Below are 19,352 nucleotides of genomic sequence, written 5' to 3'. Positions count from 1 at the left end.
CCGTGTGGAGGTCGGGAGCCTGTACCCTCCGGCGGTTTTTTCTGTGTCTTCGGTGCAAATACGCGAAAAAGGTCGTGGGTTTTCAAGAAAACCCTCGACCTTTCCGCTCAAAACCCTCGACCTTTTTGCTCAAAACCCTCGACCCTTCCGCTTGAAACCCTCGACCCTTTTGAGGGATCGGTATACCATAATAATCGACTGATCTTTACAATGATGCAAATTTATGGCTTACTATGTATGGAAATCCTGTCTCCAACAACGGCGAGAGCTTGTTGGTTTGTGATTGATTTGCTTGCAGAAGCGCACTGCATTCTTGCGAAGAATGGAAACGAATGGCGTGTAATGCGTGGGCAAACAGCCCGGGTCTGTCCGATAATCTACATTCCCAAGTCGCAGATATTTCGGGTTCACTCCGTATTCATTGTCGCTTTCATTATCCGTTTCATACAGGTCGTCTTCGTTTATGTACTCCACATATCGCAGATAGGCCTTGATATTGCTCGTGAAGTTCAGCTCGTTTTTCTTGCTTAGGCTTGCTTCCTGCGCGAAACAGGCATCCTTTATACTGCCCGAAAGCTCTTTGCCTTCGGTGTGTTTTCCCTCAACGAAAGAAGTCTGATAGGCTCTTGAAAACATTTCGAGAGCCGGGCAGAACAGGTCTAAGAGGTCAAATTGTTCAGACAGACTTTCATACATTGCAATGATTTCTTCAATTGTTTCTTCTATTTCCGGGTCGTTGGCTTTCGCTGCAAGTGCAATTTCCCTTATAGATGCAGCTTTGTTTGCCCAAAGATAGCTGCCAAGTCTCGAGGAATAGGTGAGAATAGGCTTGTTGCGGCTGAGCGTAGAGGTTAGAATGCTCATTATTTCTTGCTCTGTGCTGTCGAGACTTGCGTCCAAGGTGTTCAGCATTTCCAGTTGAAAGGTTGTTGTGTAGGGAGTAACTTCGAGCACCGTGAGCTTAATGTCCTGAGATATATTGTGAGAGTACAAACCATCTAAGTATTGGGTGAAAGCACTCCATTGGCTGTCAAGACTTCGGTAGTGCATATCCGGATTGAGGCCGGACTTCTCCTGTTTGCTCTGTTTACGTTCGTAATGGTAGATGGCTGTGTCGCCCACCTTGAAGCGGGGCTTGTAGTGCTGTTGCTGTGCGGCTGCATTCAGGCAGAACAATGCTGTGATGAATGCAAATAATAATCTTTTCATACAATCTTAGGTTAATTTATGTAGGAATGTTAGTGCAGCCTGCGCCGTTTATGACTGGCAAGTGGCTCGATGAGAGGGTGGTAATCGGCTTTCTGTCGATTACCCGATGCGTTTCAGATGTTCCCTTCCTACCCATATAGACGAACGGAAGTCGGCAATGGACGCAACACGGTAGAGTTCCATCCAAGTATCGGCGCTGCTCTTCATTTCAATCTGCACGCTGCATCGCACGTCGTTTGCCGTTGCAGCCGTGGGAGGGTATGTTTCGTAGCTGTGAATATTGTCTTCGGGTGTCTTGTTTTTCTTCTTGTCGATAGATGAATATTCGTTTGGCTCGGTGTTGTCGTTCATATAACGGAAAAACTCCACGGTGTTGTTGAAGTTCAGCGCGCCGTCGCTGCCGATTGCTGCGCTCTGCTTCTCATAAACGTCATCACGGTTATAGCCATTGAGTGGCTGACCTGCCTCAAAACTGCCGATTGCGAACGGTTGGCAGTAAGCCTGTGTGAGAGCATTGAAGCCGGGACAAAGAATATTAAGGTCATCGTATAGCTCGTTTCCCTTGTTGAGTTCCGTCGTCAGTTGGTTGATCATTTCGTCCTTATCGGGCATTTCGTCCTCCAGTTGCTGCGAATACTGCTGGTCTTTTATCATATAAGTCCATAGGTCTTCGCCGAACTGTGCGATGATTTCACGCTTGTTGTTGATGAGGAAACTGCTCATATCGCGCGGAAAAGTGATGACAGGCTTCACTTTCTTCAGCGATTGGCCTATAATCTTCAGCATCAGTACGTCAGGCTCTTGGCTTGCCACGCTCAGAATGTTGCTGGATTCCTCAATATCGAGTTCAAAAGTATAGGTGTAGGGAGTTGCCTCCAGTACGTTCAGCGAGAATTTATTTGTATATACTTCGCCGGGAACGGCACGCTGGTAGATGCTGTTCATATTGTCAGCCTGAAAGAGAGGGTAGGCGTTCACGTCGTTGTTCACGCTTCCGTCGTTGGTATTGGTACTTGTAGTGGTATAGGTGTATTCATAATGTACCTTCTGACCTTTCTTGAAGTTGGGCAGATAGGTCTGCAATGCTTGAGCTGACGCTGTCAGGCACGCAAGACAGAGAGCGATATGTAATAATAGCCGTTTCATTATTCCAGTTTTTCTGCCATTTGAATGTGGGCAATCATCTAATATGACAGTTTGTTTTTCTATATGAGCAAGTTAATTTGGGGAACAAAAGTATATAAAAGTTTTCATATAACAAAGAAAATAAAAGAAAAGCTGACAGTTGGCAACGAAATGTTGCAAACTGTCAGCTTTAATATTGTCTGCTATCCGAAACCTATTTCATTCCGGATATGTTTTAGGGCGAGTGCTTACTTTACGATAAATTTCTTGCCGTTGAGGATATAGATGCCCGGCTGCAAGCTATTCTTGCTTGGCATCTGTACGCCCTGAAGATTGTAAATCTTGCCGTCTCCCGCTGCTGCTTCTGTCTGAATATCCTCTATTCCTGCAACTTCGTAGGTTGTTTCTTCGTAGAGAATAGGGTAGAGGTTGGCTGCATCAGCATTCGCATACTGTCCGAAAGACTTGTATTGTGGCGAATACAGAATGAGATGTCCGTCGTTTGAAGCCGTAATCTTGAATGTTCCGTCTGCATTCATACTAACATTCCATACATCTGCATTTGAAGCATCTGTTGTTATAGTGAATGTCTTGAAATTACTCTGGTGAGAATAATAATTGTCTGCATTGTCCTTGATAGTGAATCCACTGCCACTTGCCTCGAATGTGTAGGCAAGTTCGTAGTCGGAACGGATGATTACGCCTTGTATTTCATTTACATCCTGTTCGTAAAGATATGAGTAATTCTTGCCACTCTTCGGAGTTGCGCGCTTAGCAGCCTTGAGTGTGCCACCATTGTTTGCAACGATGAGATACTTCTTGCCCGTAGTTGGCTGTCCACTAAGTTTAACGAAGTAGCAAGAACCTGCTGAAGACGCAAATGTATAGATAGCGGATGCTACTGCACTTTGGTCGGCACCGTTGATAGCAATAGCCTTCACGGTGGTTGTCTGGCTGACAGTTACAGGACTTTCATACTTTGTGCTTGCAGCAGATGGAGTGCTTCCGTCGGTTGTGTAATAGATGGTTGCACCTTCCGTAGCGCAAGAAAGCGTCAGGTTGAACGGAGCAAGGAATGTACCTTCGGGTTCAGAGAATGTTGGAGTGGCCACCTTCGGAGCAACCTGATTGCCATAACGGCTGTCGTCTGCTGCTGTTGTGATTGAAGTATAAGGGTCGAACGCTACATCAACGCTGTCTCCCCAAACATATTCTGCCAAATAAGGATAGTCAATAAAGAGGTTTCGGTTGCCCTGAATCTCTGCAACGGCATTGTTGCGCTCTACTTCTATTTGGTCTACAAGGTCAGTTCTTACCCATTGTAAATAGAGTTTATAAGCCCATTCCTGAAGAGTAGGCCATTTGTTATTTTCCAACTCACGTAAACCATTATCCCCTTTCCAAGTTAAATTCTGATATGCCGTACACATATACATATAAGTACGACTGAAGTCGCCTTTGTAAATATTTGCAGGTTCGAATACGCGAAAACTACTTGGCGTACCCTCGCTGTTACCTATCTTTTCAGTTGAGCCATCAGAGCCTTTAACCTTACCCATTGGCAAGTTTCCTTTGGCACTGTTTACCTTTGAGTCTGAAGGATAAAGATGATGAAGGTCTTTATAGGCATCGTTTTCTTCTTTCCCCCACCAACTTTTTGGAAAAGAGTGCTCAATATTCATACCTTTAATTGACGCTCCACTTGTTTCATAATTCCCTGTAAAGTAGAATTTCTTGTCGCTGTATCGGTTACGACATTCATTTGTTTCTGCAATACGGTCGGTACGATAAAAACCCCACCACGTTCCTTTTCCTTTTCCACCATACTTTAATGTGTTAGGATTACCGATAATTTCGTGGATTTTTGTTTTCAAGTCGGCTTTCTTTAAACCTTTAAGTTGGGCAGCATATTTAGCTAAATGCTGTCTGTCGATGGCTTGCGCCGAAATGCTTGTTGCAAGAGCCAATACGACCAATGCTGTTTTAAGTAGATTTTTGTACATATATGATAAATTTAGATTTTTAATGGAATAGTTCTACAAAGGTATAAAAACTAAATAAGAAATGCAAGAAAAATCGCCCAAATTTCAAATAATGTGTAGATTTGTAGCTGATAACGGCATCAGAAAGTCATTAAGAGCCAAATTGACGACGGAAAATGGAAATTGAAAATGGGGTGGGAGGGCGTTTGAAAATTATCAGAATCTAAAATGATTTCATTGATTATTCGCACTTGTTTTTGTGATTCCATCGGATGATTCTATCAAGAAATATTACTCAAAAAACGATGTTTTTTTTCTTCAAAATAGAGAAATAAAAGCCTAATTCGGTTGGATGGAAATGGAAAAACGGAGTATTTCAATGCAATTTCGTGAAGAACATTTTCCATTCTTGCGATAAATGCAATGTGTTTGTCGCAAGAATGGAATGCAAATATACGTTGAATGCACCCTAAAATGTGTTGTATAATTCTGTTTTATTGGTTGATTTAAGAACTTATCAGCGTAATTTTTCTGCACAAATTTAAGTTTCATAGCCCTATTCGGTTGATATTCATAGAATTATTTATGCACATCAATACAGCGCATGTTTGAAAAATAAAAATCTCTGGTCGAAAATATACGAATTATAGAGAGCCTTTTGTCAAGATAATTCACAATAGGATGGTACTGAATCTATGAGATATAATTTCTCTTGACTATGAATTGTGGTACGAGAATAAAAACTTGGAATTATCATTGCTTCAGTAAGTTAGCCTGAATATACTTGTATGGGGTAGATTTTTTTGTAAAAAAACTTATCGCATAATTTGCACAATCAAGAAAATAAATGTACTTTTGCACTCGCTTACGAAAAGTAAGGGCGTTTAGCTCAGCTGGTTTAGAGCATCTGCCTTACAAGCAGAGGGTCGGCGGTTCGAATCCGTCAACGCCCACGGACGGGTAGTTTCCAGAGTGGCCAAATGGGGCAGACTGTAAATCTGCTGCTTCTAGCTTCGGTGGTTCGAATCCATCACTACCCACTCTGAAAAGGATGCAGATTACTGCATCCTTTTTTGTTTCCTAATAATTGATTTTGTTTCCCAGTTGTTAATGGATGCTTATTCCGGTTGGGCAGCATTCATCGTGGTTTCACGCCTGCAAGGAAATTAAAATGGCTCTTTTTGTTTCGGGAGTAATCTTGAAACGATTGTCGGAACGCAGCCCCAAGACCCATACTATCCGTTCGCTCGCATCGACGAGAACTAACTGACTGCGCTTGTCGATGAGGTTCAGTTTAATATCCGTAAGATAGTCGCTGACCAGTTTTGAGCCATTCATTCCAAACGGTATAAATCTGTCGCCGGTTGTTACAGTTCGGCAAGTGATGGGGAAGTTGATGTTGTCGGCATCTACTGCTATCTGCTGCCGGGATTTGGGTATTATGAATGACTTGTCGATTGTTTTTTCTTCAATGGAGATAGTGAGAGCGTCTGAAAAAACGTATTTGCCGGTTTCGGGAAATTTCATTGTTTTTCCTTTCTGCATTCCATCGGTGGCAGACAATATCAGAGCATCCCTGTCCAAAACCAGTTCGTAGCCGTCGGAAGTCCAGCTTTTGCCGGAATGAACGTCGAGCGAAGCATTGACTTCCTGTATCTGAACGGAATTAAATCTGAATGGCTGGAGCAGAAAGAAAAGCAGATATTCGCTGGAAGGGAATGCTTTTATTACCTCTTTGTCGAAGATGGCAAGTTTCGGACGCTGTTCTGGGCTTGCATTCTGTTCCACATTATATAATATATGAGTAAAGAAGGCAACTTGTTCTGCCTGTCCTTGGAGCAGAGAAGGCAGTATTCCGGATATAGAAGCATTGATAATCCTGCCTGCCTCGATGATGTTTTGAGACATCCGGGCTATCGTTTTGTCTATTGAAGGATTAATTTCGCGTAATTGTGGTAATATGTTTATTCTTAACTTATTACGTTTCACATCGTCTTTCAGGTTTGAACTGTCTGTAATATAGCTCTCGCCTTGCCCCGTCAGGTAATCTTCCAGTTCCGAACGCTGACAATTCAATAACGGACGAATGATGTTTCCATTCTTCGGACGGATTCCCTGCAACCCTTTTAAGCCGGTGCCGCGAACGAGATTAAGAAAAACGGTTTCTACGGAGTCGTCTCTGTGGTGGGCAATGCAAACGCCTTCTGCATCTATATCCCTTGATAAATCTGTAAAATACTTATAGCGCAATTCCCTTGCAGCCATTTCAATACTTACTTTATGCAATTCGGCATAAGACATTGTATCAAAATGTATTATGTGCAGCTTAATATTGAGTTTTGAGCATAAGTCGATGCAAAACTGTTCATCCCTTATGCTCTCTTCGCCTCTCAGATTGAAATTGCAGTGTGCAGCTTCGATTCTGTATCCTAATTGCTGCAAAATCAGGAGAAGGGACACGCTGTCTGTCCCTCCCGATAGTCCTACGAGATAGAGTTTCTGCTTGTTCAGCAGTTTTTCTTTGTCGATATATGCCTTAACCTTATTCAACATAAAGCACAAGTCCTTTCAGATACTCGCCTTCCAAGTGATAAATGTTGATAGGATGGTCGGCAGGCTGATGAATCTGATGCAATATTCTTACCTTTCTGCCTGCCTGAGCAGCCGCAGTAAACACAGCCTGACGGAATTGTTCCTTTGTAACGACCTGTGAACAACTGAAAGTGAAGAGAATACCACCTTTTCTTATTTTGTCAAATCCCTTAACATTCAAACGCGTATAACCACGCAAACCATTCTTCAGTGCGCTGCGGTGTTTGGCAAATGCAGGTGGGTCGAGAATAATTAAGTCGTATTTATCGTCGTTTTCATCGAGATATTTGAAGGCATCCTCGCAATATGCGGCGTGGCGTTCGTCATTGGGGAAGTTCAGGGCAACGTTCTCGTTCGTCAGTTCCACGGCTTTTGCTGAACTATCCACCGAGTGAACCGTCTTGGCACCACCACGCATAGCATACACGGAAAAGCCTCCGGTGTAGCAGAACATATTCAGAACGGTTCTGTCCTTTGCATAGTATTCGAGCAGACTTCGGTTTTCCCTCTGGTCGATGAAGAATCCTGTCTTTTGACCTTTCAGCCAATCAATATGGAACTTCAGCCCGTTTTCGATGGCAATATTGTTGTCTGTATCGCCATATATGAAGCCGTTTTCTTGTCCTAATTCTGCTTTGAAAGGTAATGTGGTCTCGCTCTTGTAATAGATACTGTCTACATTGTCGCCCAAAACGGCTTTGAGTGCCTTCGCAATATCGAATCTGCAAACGTGCATTCCCACTGAATGCGCCTGAACAACGCAGGTCTTGTCGTACACATCGACGATTAATCCGGGCAGATTGTCGCCTTCGCCGTGTACCAATCTGTATGTGTTGTTTGGTGTAGAAGTGTCATCGCCGTTTCTGATTACACCGATTGATTTGCGGACATCCAATGCGGAGGCGAGTCTTTCGCTCCAGAATCCGTCATTGATAGGTCTGTCTTCAAACGAAAGGATTCTTACCGTTATCGAACCAATCTGATAATGGCCTACACCGATGAAATCGCCGGAACGGGTTAACACTCTAACGATATCGCCTTCAGCAAGACCATCGTCCATTCCTGCGATTGCTCCCGAGAAAACCCACGGATGGCGTCGGAGCAAACTGTCTTCTTTTCCTTTTTTCAGATATATATTCTTGTACATAGCCTTACTTTAATCTATTTGGAATAAATGTTTAACATTCAATGATTTCCATTCTCTTATTTCGCCTCCTCATTATCCGTGTCAGGCACCGGAACGACTTCTGTCTTGTAATTGCCCGAATCTCTCAGTTCGTTGAGCTTTTCAAAGATTTGTATACAGGTCCAAGCATCGGTTGCCGCATACATCTTCTGCTTGTCATTGAGAATTGGAGCTTCCCAGTTTGAGAGTTGTTCGCGCTTCGTGATTCGCTCGTGAAAGAGATTGGCGTAAATCTTTTGAAGGCTCATATCTTCAATGCCAAATTCTCCGACAAGGTTCTGCAAGTCGATGAAATAGCCTTGTTTGAATGGCGAACGCTGGTGCAGCATCATAATGTCGTCGGTCAATGACAGTCCAATCTTAGGAACGGTTCTGTCTTCAAGGAAACGAACGAGGCAGAGAGGAATGCCAATAAGGTTCAGACGGAACAGAAAGCAGATGTCCCTTGTGCTTACTTGCAGAAGAGCAACCTTATTGTGCTGACCTTTTTTAAAGACGGGCTTGGTTTCAGTATCGATTCCCAGAATATCACAAGAGAGCAGATAGTCTACGGCTTTGTTTGCTTCTTCCTCATTTAGAACGACGACAATTTTCCCGGGAAACGTAGCCCTCGGTAACTGCCCGATACTCTTTTTATCAAACTTATTATATAATATTGTTGTCATAACGTCTTAATGGATGTGCAAAATTAAAAAAAAGTTCTGAAAAGGTATCAGAATCTCCTTATAAATCACTACTTTTGCAGTAAATAAACGTTTAGTGATGGCAAAAAAGAAAACTGAGAGCAAACCTAAGACATTTAGCGAGGCTATCGGATTGGATTATATAGTTAATGACAAGACTGGTTTTGTATTCGGACTGATCCTACTTTGTCTGGCAATATTTGTATTTATAGCTTTTATCAGCTATTTCTCCACGGGGCAGGCAGACCAAAGTCTCGTTACGGCACTGCGTCCCGGTGAGATTGAAAATTCTGCCAAGGAATTTCAAAACACCTGTGGGTCAATCGGTGCTATTCTGTCTTATTTCTTCATAACGAAGTGCTTTGGCATACCGGCATTCCTTATTCCGGTCTACATTATTATATGTGGCGTGAAGATGATGAAGGCGTATGAGAAGACGAATCTGTGGAAATGGTTTTTCGGTACAGCCTTGGTTATGGTATGGAGTTCGATTGCTTTTGCCAAATTCCTCGCGCCATTGACGGAAAATCAGGTGTTCAATGCAGGCGGCGATCACGGTGCTTTCTGCGTTCAATACGTAGAAAATATCATCGGTTCTCCGGGATTGATAGCGTTGCTCGTAATTGTGATGCTCGCTTTCCTCACATATATAACCAATGAAACGATTACAGTTGTGCGGAAAATGCTCAATCCTGTTGGCTACCTGCGAAACAAGGTAAAGTTTACCATCGTGAATCATTCTGAAAGTGCAGCGACTGGCAGCGAAACGGTGGATTTGGCAACGGAAAACGACGAATTTATCGACCCAATACCAACAACCGTTGAGTTCTTGGACGACAATATTCAAGGCGAAAATGAAGAAAAAGCCCACAAATCACGGAAAGAAAAGGCTAAGACCAACGATGAAATAGAAATCGACGTTAATGCCACTACAAAGGAGGAAGAGGCCAAAGGCAAGGTGGTTGCAGGCAATGTAGACCTTTCTACTCCGATAAATCCACGTGAACCATTTACAAGTTGGAAATACCCTACGTTGGCTTTGCTGAAGGAGTATGATTCCGATTCAAAAGTAAATTACGTTGATAAGGAAGAACTTGAGGCTAACAAGAACAGGATTATTCAGGTGCTCGACGAGTTCAGTGTGCAGATCAGGAGCATCAGAGCAACGGTAGGACCTACCATTACCTTGTACGAAATAACCCCTGCACAGGGTATTCGCATCTCAAAAATTAAGAATCTCGAAGACGACATTGCGCTAAGACTTGCTGCAATCGGTATTCGTATCATTGCTCCTATGCCCGGAAAGGGCACTATCGGTATTGAAGTGCCTAACAAGAAACCGTCAATCGTGTCGATGTATTCGATTCTCAATTCCAAAAAGTTCCAAGAATCAACGATGGAACTGCCTATTGCATTGGGAAAGACCATTACAAACGAAGTGTATATGGTGGATTTGGCGAAGATTCCGCACTTGCTCGTGGCTGGCGCAACTGGTCAGGGTAAATCCGTTGGATTGAATGCCATCATCACTTCATTGCTCTACAAGAAGCATCCTAACGAACTGAAGATAGTTCTTGTAGACCCTAAGAAGGTTGAATTTAGCGTTTATTCGCCGATTGCAAAGCCTTTTATGGCAGCCGTTGAGGAAAATGAGGACGAGCCAATCATTACGGATGTTCAGAAAGTAGTGAAGACGCTCAAGGGACTCTGCGTTATGATGGATGAGAGATACAATCTCCTGAAGTCTGCCAGTGCAAGAAACATCAAGGAATACAATCAGAAGTATCTCAGCCACAAGCTGAATCCGGAGGAGGGACACGAATTTATGCCGTACATCGTTGTGATTATCGACGAGTTCGGAGACCTTATTCTCACGGCAGGCAAGGAAATAGAAATGCCTATTACCCGCATTGCGCAGTTGGCTCGTGCCGTGGGAATGCACATGATCATCGCCACGCAGCGTCCTACAACATCTATCATCACGGGTAATATAAAGGCGAACTTCCCCGGACGCATCGCATTCCGAGTAGGCGCAATGATGGATTCGAGAATCATTCTCGACCGTCCCGGCGCACAGCAATTAGTGGGTCGAGGCGATATGCTCTATCTGAACGGAGGCGAACCGATACGTGTTCAGTGTGCATTTGTAGATACGCCGGAAGTTGAAAATATATCCGATTTCATCGCAAATCAGCCCGGTCCTGTTCTGCCGTTGGAGATTCCGGAACCTATTGCCGAAGAAGGTGGAGCGTCAGGTGGCGTAGGACTCGATTCATCGAGCATCGATCCACTATTCGAGGAGGCAGCCAAGGCAATTGTATTGAACCAACAAGGCTCAACGAGTATGATTCAGCGACGTTTCTCCATCGGCTACAATAGAGCCGGCCGACTTATGGATCAGATGGAAAAAGCGGGAATTGTGGGAGCTGCACAAGGCTCAAAGCCGCGCGAAGTGCTCATTACGGACGAAGTAAGTCTCGACGCCTTGCTGTCCACCTTAAAATAGAATAGATGTTTAATTTATAAATAAAGGAGAATATTATGAACATTAAAAGACATTTATGCCTCATACTTGGCATAGCACTCAGCATAGGAACGTTTGCGCAGAATGCAAAAACAGTTTTGGATAAGTGCGCAAAGCAACTGACAATTAAGTCCGGAGCTTCTGCCAACTTCAGTGTTTCGGGTGGAAGTGAGGGAAACACGTCGGGAACAATCCTCTTGAAGGACAAGAAATTCAAGGTTACGACTCCCGAAATGACGGTATGGTTCGACGGAAAGACTCAATGGTCGTATATGAAGAGTACAAACGAGGTAAACATCTCAACGCCAAACGAGTCTCAGCGTATGTCCATCAATCCTTACAGTTTCCTCACTTTGTATAAGAGCGGCTACAATATGTCGATGAAAACGGTAAATAATGGATACGAGGTTCATTTGAAGGCCATCCATCCGGCGCGCAGTATGCAGGAGTTCTATGTAACCGTGTCAAAATCTTACGTCTTGCAGAAAATCAAAATGCTGCAAGGCAAGCAATGGCTGACCATCAATGTTTCCAACATCAAGGCGGCAAAGCAGCCCGACAATACGTTTACGTTCAACAAGAACCAGTATTCTTCGGCTGAAATCGTAGATTTGAGATAAAACTTTCTTCCCTGCAACCCTGCTTGGATTCAGGAACAAAGCAATAAAATAGAAAGAGATTTTTTCAGACTTATACCATCAATAAAAAACAGCTTGCACTTTTTCAGGTGCAAGCTGTTTTTTATTTGTAAGTTGATTGAATATTAATCGAGATTCAGGCTCTTCTTGATAGCCTCAACCTTTACCATCGCCTTTTCAACAAGTGCCTTGTATTCAGAAGCAGAGTTCATAGTATCCTTCACTTCCAAATAGAACTTAATCTTAGGTTCGGTGCCCGATGGGCGGACACTTACCTTGGTATCGTCTGTGCAGAACCACTGAAGCACGTTGCTTGTAGCCGGCATATCAAGTGCCGTCTTAGTGCCGTCGGCAGAAACAGACTCAAGCGTGAGATAGTCTTTCCACAGGCATACGGTGCTGCCACCAAGTTCCTTTGGAGGATTTTCGCGGAAGTTTTTCATCATCTGCTGAATTTCCTCAGCACCAGACTTGCCCGGGCGCTCAACATTGATTGTATGCTCGAGGCTGAAACCATATTCAAGGTAGATATCCATCAAGATGTCATACAGCGTCTTGCCCTTGTCTTTGGCATAAGCGCAGATTTCTGCCAACAAGGCGCAGGCACTTACGGCATCCTTGTCTCGTGCGAAGTCTTCAGCAAGGAAGCCATAGCTCTCCTCGCCACCACCAATATACTGCTGTTTGCCTTCGGAGATAGCGATTTCGCGGGCAATCCACTTGAAACCGGTATAGCAATCGCGCATTTCCACTTTCTGCTTCTGGGCAATCTTCGTGATGGATTCTGTTGTAACAATGGTCTTCACAATGAAGTCCGTAGGCTGCATCTTGCCCACTGCCTGACGGTTTGTGATGATGTACCAAAGGTAGAGCAGACAGGTCTGGTTGCCATTAATGAGAATCCATTCGCCGTTGCTGTCCTTGCAAGCCATACCAACACGGTCCGCATCAGGGTCGGAAGCCATCAGAATGTCAGCATCCAATGCCTTGGCATCACGAAGACCGAGCGTGAGAGCCTCTGCGATTTCCGGGTTCGGACGGTCTACGGTTGGGAAATTGCCGTCCTTTATCATCTGTTCCTTCACGCAGTGGATGTTGTCGAAACCCCAAGATTCGAGTGCTCTCGGAATCATTACGCGACCTGCGCCGTGCAACGGAGTATAGACAATCTTCAAATCGTGCTGACGCTTGATAACCTCAGGATCAATGCAGATAGTCTTTACCTGCTCGAGATATACCTTGTCAATCTCTTCGCCGATAATCTCAATCAAGTCCTTGTTGCCCTCGAACTTGATGTTCTCAACCGTTACCTTGTTTACTTCTTCAATGATCCCCTTGTCGTGCGGAGCAATTACCTGTGCGCCATCTCCCCAATAAGCCTTGTAGCCGTTGTATTCGCGTGGGTTGTGAGACGCAGTGAGGTTTACACCTGCCTGTGCGCCGAAGTGGCGAATGGCAAAAGAGCATTCCGGCGTAGGGCGCAGATCCTCGAACAAATATACCTTGATGCCGTTTGCAGAGAATATGTTTGCCGTGGTCTCCGCAAAGAGGCGCGAGTTGTTGCGGCAGTCGTGGCAGACCACTACACTGATATCTTCCTTGTCCTTGAAGTTCATCTTGAGGTAGTTGGCAAATCCCTGAGTAGCCATACCCACTGTATAGATGTTCATACGGTTCGAGCCGGCACCCATAATACCGCGAAGACCGCCGGTACCAAATTCCAAGTCCTTGTAGAAGCTCTCGATAAGATTGTTCTTATCCTCGCTTTCAATCATAGACTTTACTGCATCTTGTGTTTCCTTGTCGAAAGCAGGCGAGAGCCATTGCTTTGCTTTTTGCTCACACTGAGCGATCAATTCCTGATTATTCATATATTAATTATTAAATAAAATGTCCAAAATATTCAGGAGCATACATTGTTTCTATACCTATTTTTATAAAGTGGTTAGCCCCTAATTTATTATCAATGCAAATATACTGAATTATTCCGAAAATAATGCGCTTATTGATTTATTTTTTGTATTTTTGATGTAATCAAGTGCCATTATACTGATTACAAGTAGAATAAAAAGAAATCAAACAATAATCGGCAACGGATAAGAAAAATGTTTCTTCCCTGAACTGCCATTATTTCTTAGATTGCCAAACAACTCCTTATCACCGGCAAAGATAATCATTTTACCCGAAAACACATATAAAATTCCCTGAAATCTTTTCTATGATTCCTTTTGTGCCAAGAACAGATATGGAATAATAAGCGGATAAAGCCTGTTCCTGTCACCGAGTATCCCATAACCACAGGCAAAGTTAGCTCGTGCTTTTCCTGACCCTCCAAGGTTTTCTGCAAAAATCATCCTCGCCCATAGGGCTTGCGGTATTTTTCCAGAAAACCTTGTATGGTCAGCGCACGAGCCTTATATGCCTGTAGTTATGGGAACTCCGGCCCCATAAAGCCGGACTAATCAAACAAAAAAATATGGAACAGACAACAAAAGGAAAGTACACTCTCGAAACGCTCCGTCCGGTCAATCTTTCATTTGACCGTGAGCATTCGCTTATGGAAGAAGATGTGAGCATGGTGAACAGGCTCGTGGAAGTGATCGAACAAAGCCGGTCGGATGTAAGACCACAAATCGGGGACAGGCTGAGACTGACCGATAAATACGGCGACTTTTATCCCAATGCCCTGCTTGAAAAAGAACGGGGAAAGAATCTCTCCGTCTGTATGAACCCATACATACCATTTGTGGGAACAGCCAAGGACAAACCAATCTGGATTGACGTGAGCGGAGGGCCTTTCACGGGAGTGAACCCTGATAACCTGCGATTTGCAGGCAGGTATGAAGGCGCGTTCAAGGCATGGGGACACTGCGGTGCGACGGCAAATGGCTCGGTCTCCTTTACGGCAGAAGTCCCTCTGTGGGAATATTCCGAACCCAATCCTTATTATGGAGACTTCACCACCGAGACATGGCGTAAAATCCATATCCGAAAAAATGTTGAAAATGGCAGCAGGTATTTATACAGCGGTGACGGAATCGCATTCCGGACAGAGGAAGAATATCAGCAATTCCTGCAGGATTATGAAGCAACGGTTTTCCCCGGCAGCTTTCATAATCACTACGTCATCTGGTGCTTCAGGCAAGGACAGAGGATTGTCCCACAAGAAGAATGGGACAGAATGAAAGCTCCCATTTCCGAGCGCAGCATCAACTGCTACAGGGAGCAGGTAAAAATTGTCAAGAACAGGGAAAAGCACATCACAACCCTGTACCGCATTAGAACCCAACAGTAACAACTTTCAAAAATCATATTCAAATGGAAACAATCAACAAGGAAAAGCAGTGTGGTTCCGACCTACTGACAGACATTCTGAACGTACAGGTACACAACGAGGAAAAGATTACGGAACAGGACAGGAGATATTGCAGGGAGCAACAGGACGAGCTGTACAAGTCTCTCGACCGCATCGACCATTGGTACGGCATCTTCACGGAAGAGGCAGAACAATATAGGGAAAGCCACCGGATCAGTTACAAGGACAACGGTGAAATCCGGTACAGGGACAGTTATCCTTCATACAGAGAAGTTTGCAAGGACTATACGGAACTGGAATTCAAGCCGTTCAAGGTCATCAATGAAATGGTGGACTGCAACTACCGGGCCGTCAGCGCGTTCGCCAACCGTATCGTCTCGTATTTCAACAGGACCTACAACGTTTCCGTTCCGTCTCCCTCAATAGACAAGGACACATTGGAAATGGGCTTCCGCCCCGACTATGCCACTTATGTGGATATGGTCATCGAGCATCTTGGCGGACGGAGTTTCAGGACCACCGCCGAAGAGGAACTCCTCATCCGCTTTCACAGAACCGTACATAAATGCAGGTGGAGTCCCGAAGTTCCCGAGTTGAAAAACTGCAAGATTTCATTTCCCAATATTCTGAGTTTTGACGACTTCTACAGTACGAACTATAATCAGAACCGCCTTCACTACAACTATCGGACCGACCTTGAGACATTCTGCTCGGGAATCGTCTTCGGCTCAGACGACCTGCTCTGTGGAAGCAGCGACATGATTCTCAATTTCAACGAGGACAACATAGACGTCTTCTCATGGTATGACCTGACAACCGCCAACGCCGAACAAATCAGATTTTTCAAGAACGGCCGCATCGACATCAGGTTCAAGGACAGGGAGGCGGCGCAGGCTTGCTACGGCCGGCTGAGGCTCGGCGACATCAAGCCGGAGAGTTACTGACATTTTCAGGGCACTCCGCAGGAATCTCCCTGCGGAGTGTCTTCATTTTCACAAGAACATCCAAGATATGTATAAAATAATCCCCCAACGAATACCGCAGGACAAGCGTGCGGAAATCAACGAGAAAATCCTCTTCTGCATAGACAAGGGAAAGAATGACATTCCACAGGAGAGCGTATACAACTGCTATACGGGCATCGGCGGGCTGCACAACCTGCACAAGGCAGACTTTTCCAATTATAGCGAATATGCGGAGGCCAAGAAGGAGTTTGAGATGGGACAGTTCTTCACGCCCCACGAAATCTGCCGTGACATGGTGGAAATGCTTGCTCCCAAACCCTCGGAAATGATTCTCGACATGTGCTGCGGCATGGGCAATTTCTTCAACCACCTGCCCAACCCGCACAACACCTACGGATTCGACATCGACGCCAAGGCCGTCACCGTGGCGCGGTACCTGTATCCTGACGCCCATATCGAGCAGTGCGACATCTCACGCTATCTGCCGGAACAACGCTTCGACGTCATCATCGGCAATCCACCCTTCAACCTGAAAATCGACTTCCGGCTGTCCCAGGAGTTCTATATGGAAAAGGCATACGACGTGCTGAACCCGGCGGGACTGCTTATGATGGTCGTGCCGCTCTCGTTCCTTCAAAATGAGTTCTGGGAAAAGACGAGGGTGGGCACCGTCAACGAGCACTTCTCCTTCATCGGACAGACCCGGCTCGAAGCAAATGCCTTTGAGCAGACCGGAGTACAGAACTTCAACACCAAGATCATGGTGTTTCTCCGTCAGTCCAGGCACATCGAGATGCAGCCCTACAAGAGCGATGAGTTCCTGACCAAGGAGGAACTCAAGGCGAGGATAGCGGAGGCAAGGGCGATGAAATCCATCCGGCGCATTGAGCTGATGCGCGAAACGCACTTTATGGACAAGGCCGAGATGGAGCATTTTGAGTATAAGATAGCAAAATACCTCTATGAGCTGAAGGTTCACGAGGTATTGCGCAGGCATCTGGACAAGGCCGTCGCCCTTGTTGCAAAGTTCCGCAATCAAAAGCCGCCGGAGGGCTGCTCGACAGTCGAATACAAGGAATGGGAAAGACGAAAGCTTACCTCGGCGAAGGTGCTCGGAATCATCCGCCGCTATATTGCCGGGCAGAACACCATACCGCGAAAGGAGGTGGCCCTTGTGAAAACCTCATACGGCTTCAAGCTCAAGCAATACGCTCCCCGGCTGCTTGACAAGGTGGAGCACAGGGCAGTCAGTATGAACGACCTCGTGTTGGGAGTCGCGGAATTGCCCGCCATGCCGATTCCGACGGAAAAGCAACAGCAGCAGATGAGAAGCGCAAGGAAACTCATAGCACGCAAGAGACGGCAGTTCGACATTCAGAGTCCGGACTTTTCAGCCATGCAGCCCGACGTTTCCATCGCACGCTACCTTGACGACGCAACCTTCATCAACAAGGACCATGCCACATGCCGGTTCACGCGGTTGCAGAAGCACGACTTGAACATGGTATTGCAGAAACGCTATGCCCTGCTCAACTGGCAGCAGGGATCCGGCAAGACCGCCGCCGTCTATCACTGGGCAAGATACCTGCTCAAGCAGCGGAAGGTACGAAACGTCTTCATCCTTGCCCCAGCCATCGCCACGAACATGACGTGGATTCCCTTCCTTACGATGAACGGGGAGCAGTTCCGCATGATACACTGCAAGGCAGACTTGGAAACGGTACGGGAGGGCATGTTCCTTGTGATTTCACTCTCAATGCTCGCCAAACTGAAAAGACCGCTCATGCGATTCAACAAGAAACATTCCCGAAAGACCTGCCTGGTGTTCGATGAGTCGGACGAGATAACCAATCCGACTTCCCAGCGCACACGCCATGTCCTGTGCATATTCCGGAGACTGCCATATAAGATTCTCTCCACCGGGACCACAACACGCAACAACATCACCGAGCTTTACTCCCAGTTTGAACTGCTCTACAACAATTCCGCCAATATGATCTGCCATTGCGCCAACATCTACCGGGAGAACAGGGACAAGACGATAGAGGGTTCCGACAACCCATATCGCGGAAAGCCGTTTCCGCCCTACCGCGGGCATGTACTGTTCAAGGCATGCCATTGTCCGGGCAAGGCAACCGTCTTCGGCATAGAGAAGCAGAATCAGGACGTATATAACAAGGATGAACTTTTCGGCTTGATAGCCAAGACCGTCATAACCCGCAAGTTCAAGGACTTCGCGGGCGAGAAATACAGGATAAGGACACATTCCGTAACACCTTCCGACGGAGAGCGGGAGGTCTACCGCATCATCATCGAGGAGTTCTTCCGCATTTGCGAACTTTACTACAATAGCACGGGCGACAGCAGGAAAGACGCGGGACTGCGGCTGATACGGCAGATAAAGCTGCTTATCAAGGCCTGCTCGCTCCCTCATCTGATAGAAGGCTATTTCGGTAATGACTATCCGGGGAAGACACGCTATATCGCAAGCATGATCAGCCGGATACCCGGAAAGGTAGCCGTCGGCTGCACGTCGCTCGCGGCATTGGGCCTGTATGAGAAAAGCATCGGCGAGCGTTTCCCCGACCGCCCGGTATTCATCATCAAGGGAGACGTGTCGTTCAGGAAACGGCAGGCCATAGTAAGCGCCTTCGACAGTTCCGTCAACGGCATACTCATCTGTACCCAGCAGAGCCTGAAAAGCTCGGTAAACATCCCTACCTGCAACGATGTCATCCTCGAATCGCTGCAATGGAACATTCCCAAGATGGAGCAGTTCTATTTCCGCTTTATCCGGCTTGATTCCGAGCAGCTCAAAAACGTTCATTTCGTTACCTATGAGGATTCCGTGGAGCAGAACCTAATGGCTTTGGTACTTACCAAGGAAAGGCTCAACGAGTTCATCAAGACGGGAGAGGTGAAGCGGAAATCGGAGATTTTCGAGGAGTTCGACATAACGATGTCGGTCATCGACAGTCTGCTGGTGCGCAATCAGGACAGCGAGGGCAAGGTACGCATCACATGGGGAAGCCAGCGCATCACGGCTTAGCCTGTCCGCATCATAAACCATATTTCAGAAGTGGAAAATGCGGTTTATGATATGCTTTTTATATGTATGCAAGCATCTGCAAC

Annotated in this window: 12 protein-coding genes and 2 tRNA genes; 7 read left to right on the top strand and 7 right to left on the bottom strand. The window is 45.7% G+C overall.

Annotated features, from left to right (window positions below):
• Positions 1-231 precede the first annotated feature (231 nt).
• From P150_RS0102140 to P150_RS17770, 3 genes are all read right to left on the bottom strand, one after another.
• Positions 232-1,209, bottom strand: a complete 978-nt coding sequence (locus tag P150_RS0102140; RefSeq protein ID WP_155952894.1) for a hypothetical protein — start codon at positions 1,207-1,209, stop codon at positions 232-234.
• 99 nt (positions 1,210-1,308) lie between these two features.
• Positions 1,309-2,355: a hypothetical protein gene (locus P150_RS0102135; protein ID WP_028896285.1), complete on the bottom strand. Its 1,047-nt coding sequence runs from the start codon at positions 2,353-2,355 to the stop codon at positions 1,309-1,311.
• A 227-nt stretch (positions 2,356-2,582) separates the two neighbouring features.
• Positions 2,583-4,337 (bottom strand): endonuclease, encoded by a 1,755-nt coding sequence (locus tag P150_RS17770; RefSeq protein WP_028896284.1) that lies wholly within the window; start codon positions 4,335-4,337, stop codon positions 2,583-2,585.
• 857 nt (positions 4,338-5,194) lie between these two features.
• Between P150_RS17770 and P150_RS0102125 the strand changes: the two genes are divergently transcribed.
• Both P150_RS0102125 and P150_RS0102120 read left to right on the top strand, forming a co-directional pair.
• Positions 5,195-5,269 (top strand) — tRNA-Val (locus P150_RS0102125).
• Between the two features lie 5 nt (positions 5,270-5,274).
• Positions 5,275-5,356, top strand: a tRNA-Tyr gene (locus P150_RS0102120).
• 109 nt (positions 5,357-5,465) lie between these two features.
• Here the strand turns inward: P150_RS0102120 and tilS are convergent.
• The 3 genes from tilS to P150_RS0102105 are packed head-to-tail and all read right to left on the bottom strand — an operon-like array spanning position 5,466 to position 8,759.
• Positions 5,466-6,869 (bottom strand): tRNA lysidine(34) synthetase TilS, encoded by a 1,404-nt coding sequence (tilS, locus tag P150_RS0102115; protein WP_028896414.1) that lies wholly within the window; start codon positions 6,867-6,869, stop codon positions 5,466-5,468.
• Positions 6,859-8,055, bottom strand: coding sequence for a class I SAM-dependent rRNA methyltransferase (locus P150_RS0102110; RefSeq protein ID WP_028896283.1), 1,197 nt, complete (start codon positions 8,053-8,055; stop codon positions 6,859-6,861). The genes tilS and P150_RS0102110 overlap by 11 nt, the downstream gene beginning before the upstream one ends.
• 56 nt (positions 8,056-8,111) lie before the next feature.
• Positions 8,112-8,759: a 3'-5' exonuclease gene (locus P150_RS0102105; protein WP_028896282.1), complete on the bottom strand. Its 648-nt coding sequence runs from the start codon at positions 8,757-8,759 to the stop codon at positions 8,112-8,114.
• A 97-nt stretch (positions 8,760-8,856) separates the two neighbouring features.
• Here P150_RS0102105 and P150_RS0102100 point away from each other — a divergent pair, with 97 nt between their 5' ends.
• Positions 8,857-11,283 carry a DNA translocase FtsK gene (locus P150_RS0102100; RefSeq protein ID WP_028896281.1) on the top strand — a complete coding sequence of 809 codons (2,427 nt, stop codon included), beginning with the start codon at positions 8,857-8,859 and terminating at the stop codon, positions 11,281-11,283.
• 35 nt (positions 11,284-11,318) lie between these two features.
• Positions 11,319-11,921 carry a LolA-like putative outer membrane lipoprotein chaperone gene (locus P150_RS0102095; protein ID WP_028896280.1) on the top strand — a complete coding sequence of 201 codons (603 nt, stop codon included), beginning with the start codon at positions 11,319-11,321 and terminating at the stop codon, positions 11,919-11,921.
• A gap of 143 nt (positions 11,922-12,064) precedes the next feature.
• Here the strand turns inward: P150_RS0102095 and P150_RS0102090 are convergent, their stop codons facing one another.
• A complete protein-coding gene (locus tag P150_RS0102090; protein WP_028896279.1) occupies positions 12,065-13,810 on the bottom strand; it encodes a phospho-sugar mutase in 1,746 nt (581 codons plus the stop codon).
• A 605-nt stretch (positions 13,811-14,415) separates the two neighbouring features.
• Here P150_RS0102090 and P150_RS0102085 point away from each other — a divergent pair.
• The 3 genes from P150_RS0102085 (at position 14,416) to P150_RS0102075 (ending at position 19,269) form a co-directional block, all read left to right on the top strand.
• Positions 14,416-15,234 (top strand): DUF4121 family protein, encoded by an 819-nt coding sequence (locus P150_RS0102085; protein ID WP_028896278.1) that lies wholly within the window; start codon positions 14,416-14,418, stop codon positions 15,232-15,234.
• Positions 15,235-15,257: 23 nt separating this feature from the next.
• Positions 15,258-16,199, top strand: a complete 942-nt coding sequence (locus P150_RS0102080) for a hypothetical protein (RefSeq protein WP_028896277.1) — start codon at positions 15,258-15,260, stop codon at positions 16,197-16,199.
• A gap of 67 nt (positions 16,200-16,266) precedes the next feature.
• The gene (locus tag P150_RS0102075) at positions 16,267-19,269 is read left to right on the top strand and encodes an N-6 DNA methylase (protein WP_028896276.1); all 3,003 of its coding nucleotides are present in this window, start codon (positions 16,267-16,269) and stop codon (positions 19,267-19,269) included.
• Positions 19,270-19,352 lie beyond the last annotated feature (83 nt).

The organism is Prevotella sp. HUN102 (assembly GCF_000688375.1).
GTDB lineage: Bacteria > Bacteroidota > Bacteroidia > Bacteroidales > Bacteroidaceae > Prevotella.
Note: the sequence above shows the minus strand (reverse complement) of the source record. Positions and strands in the feature narration are given on the sequence as shown.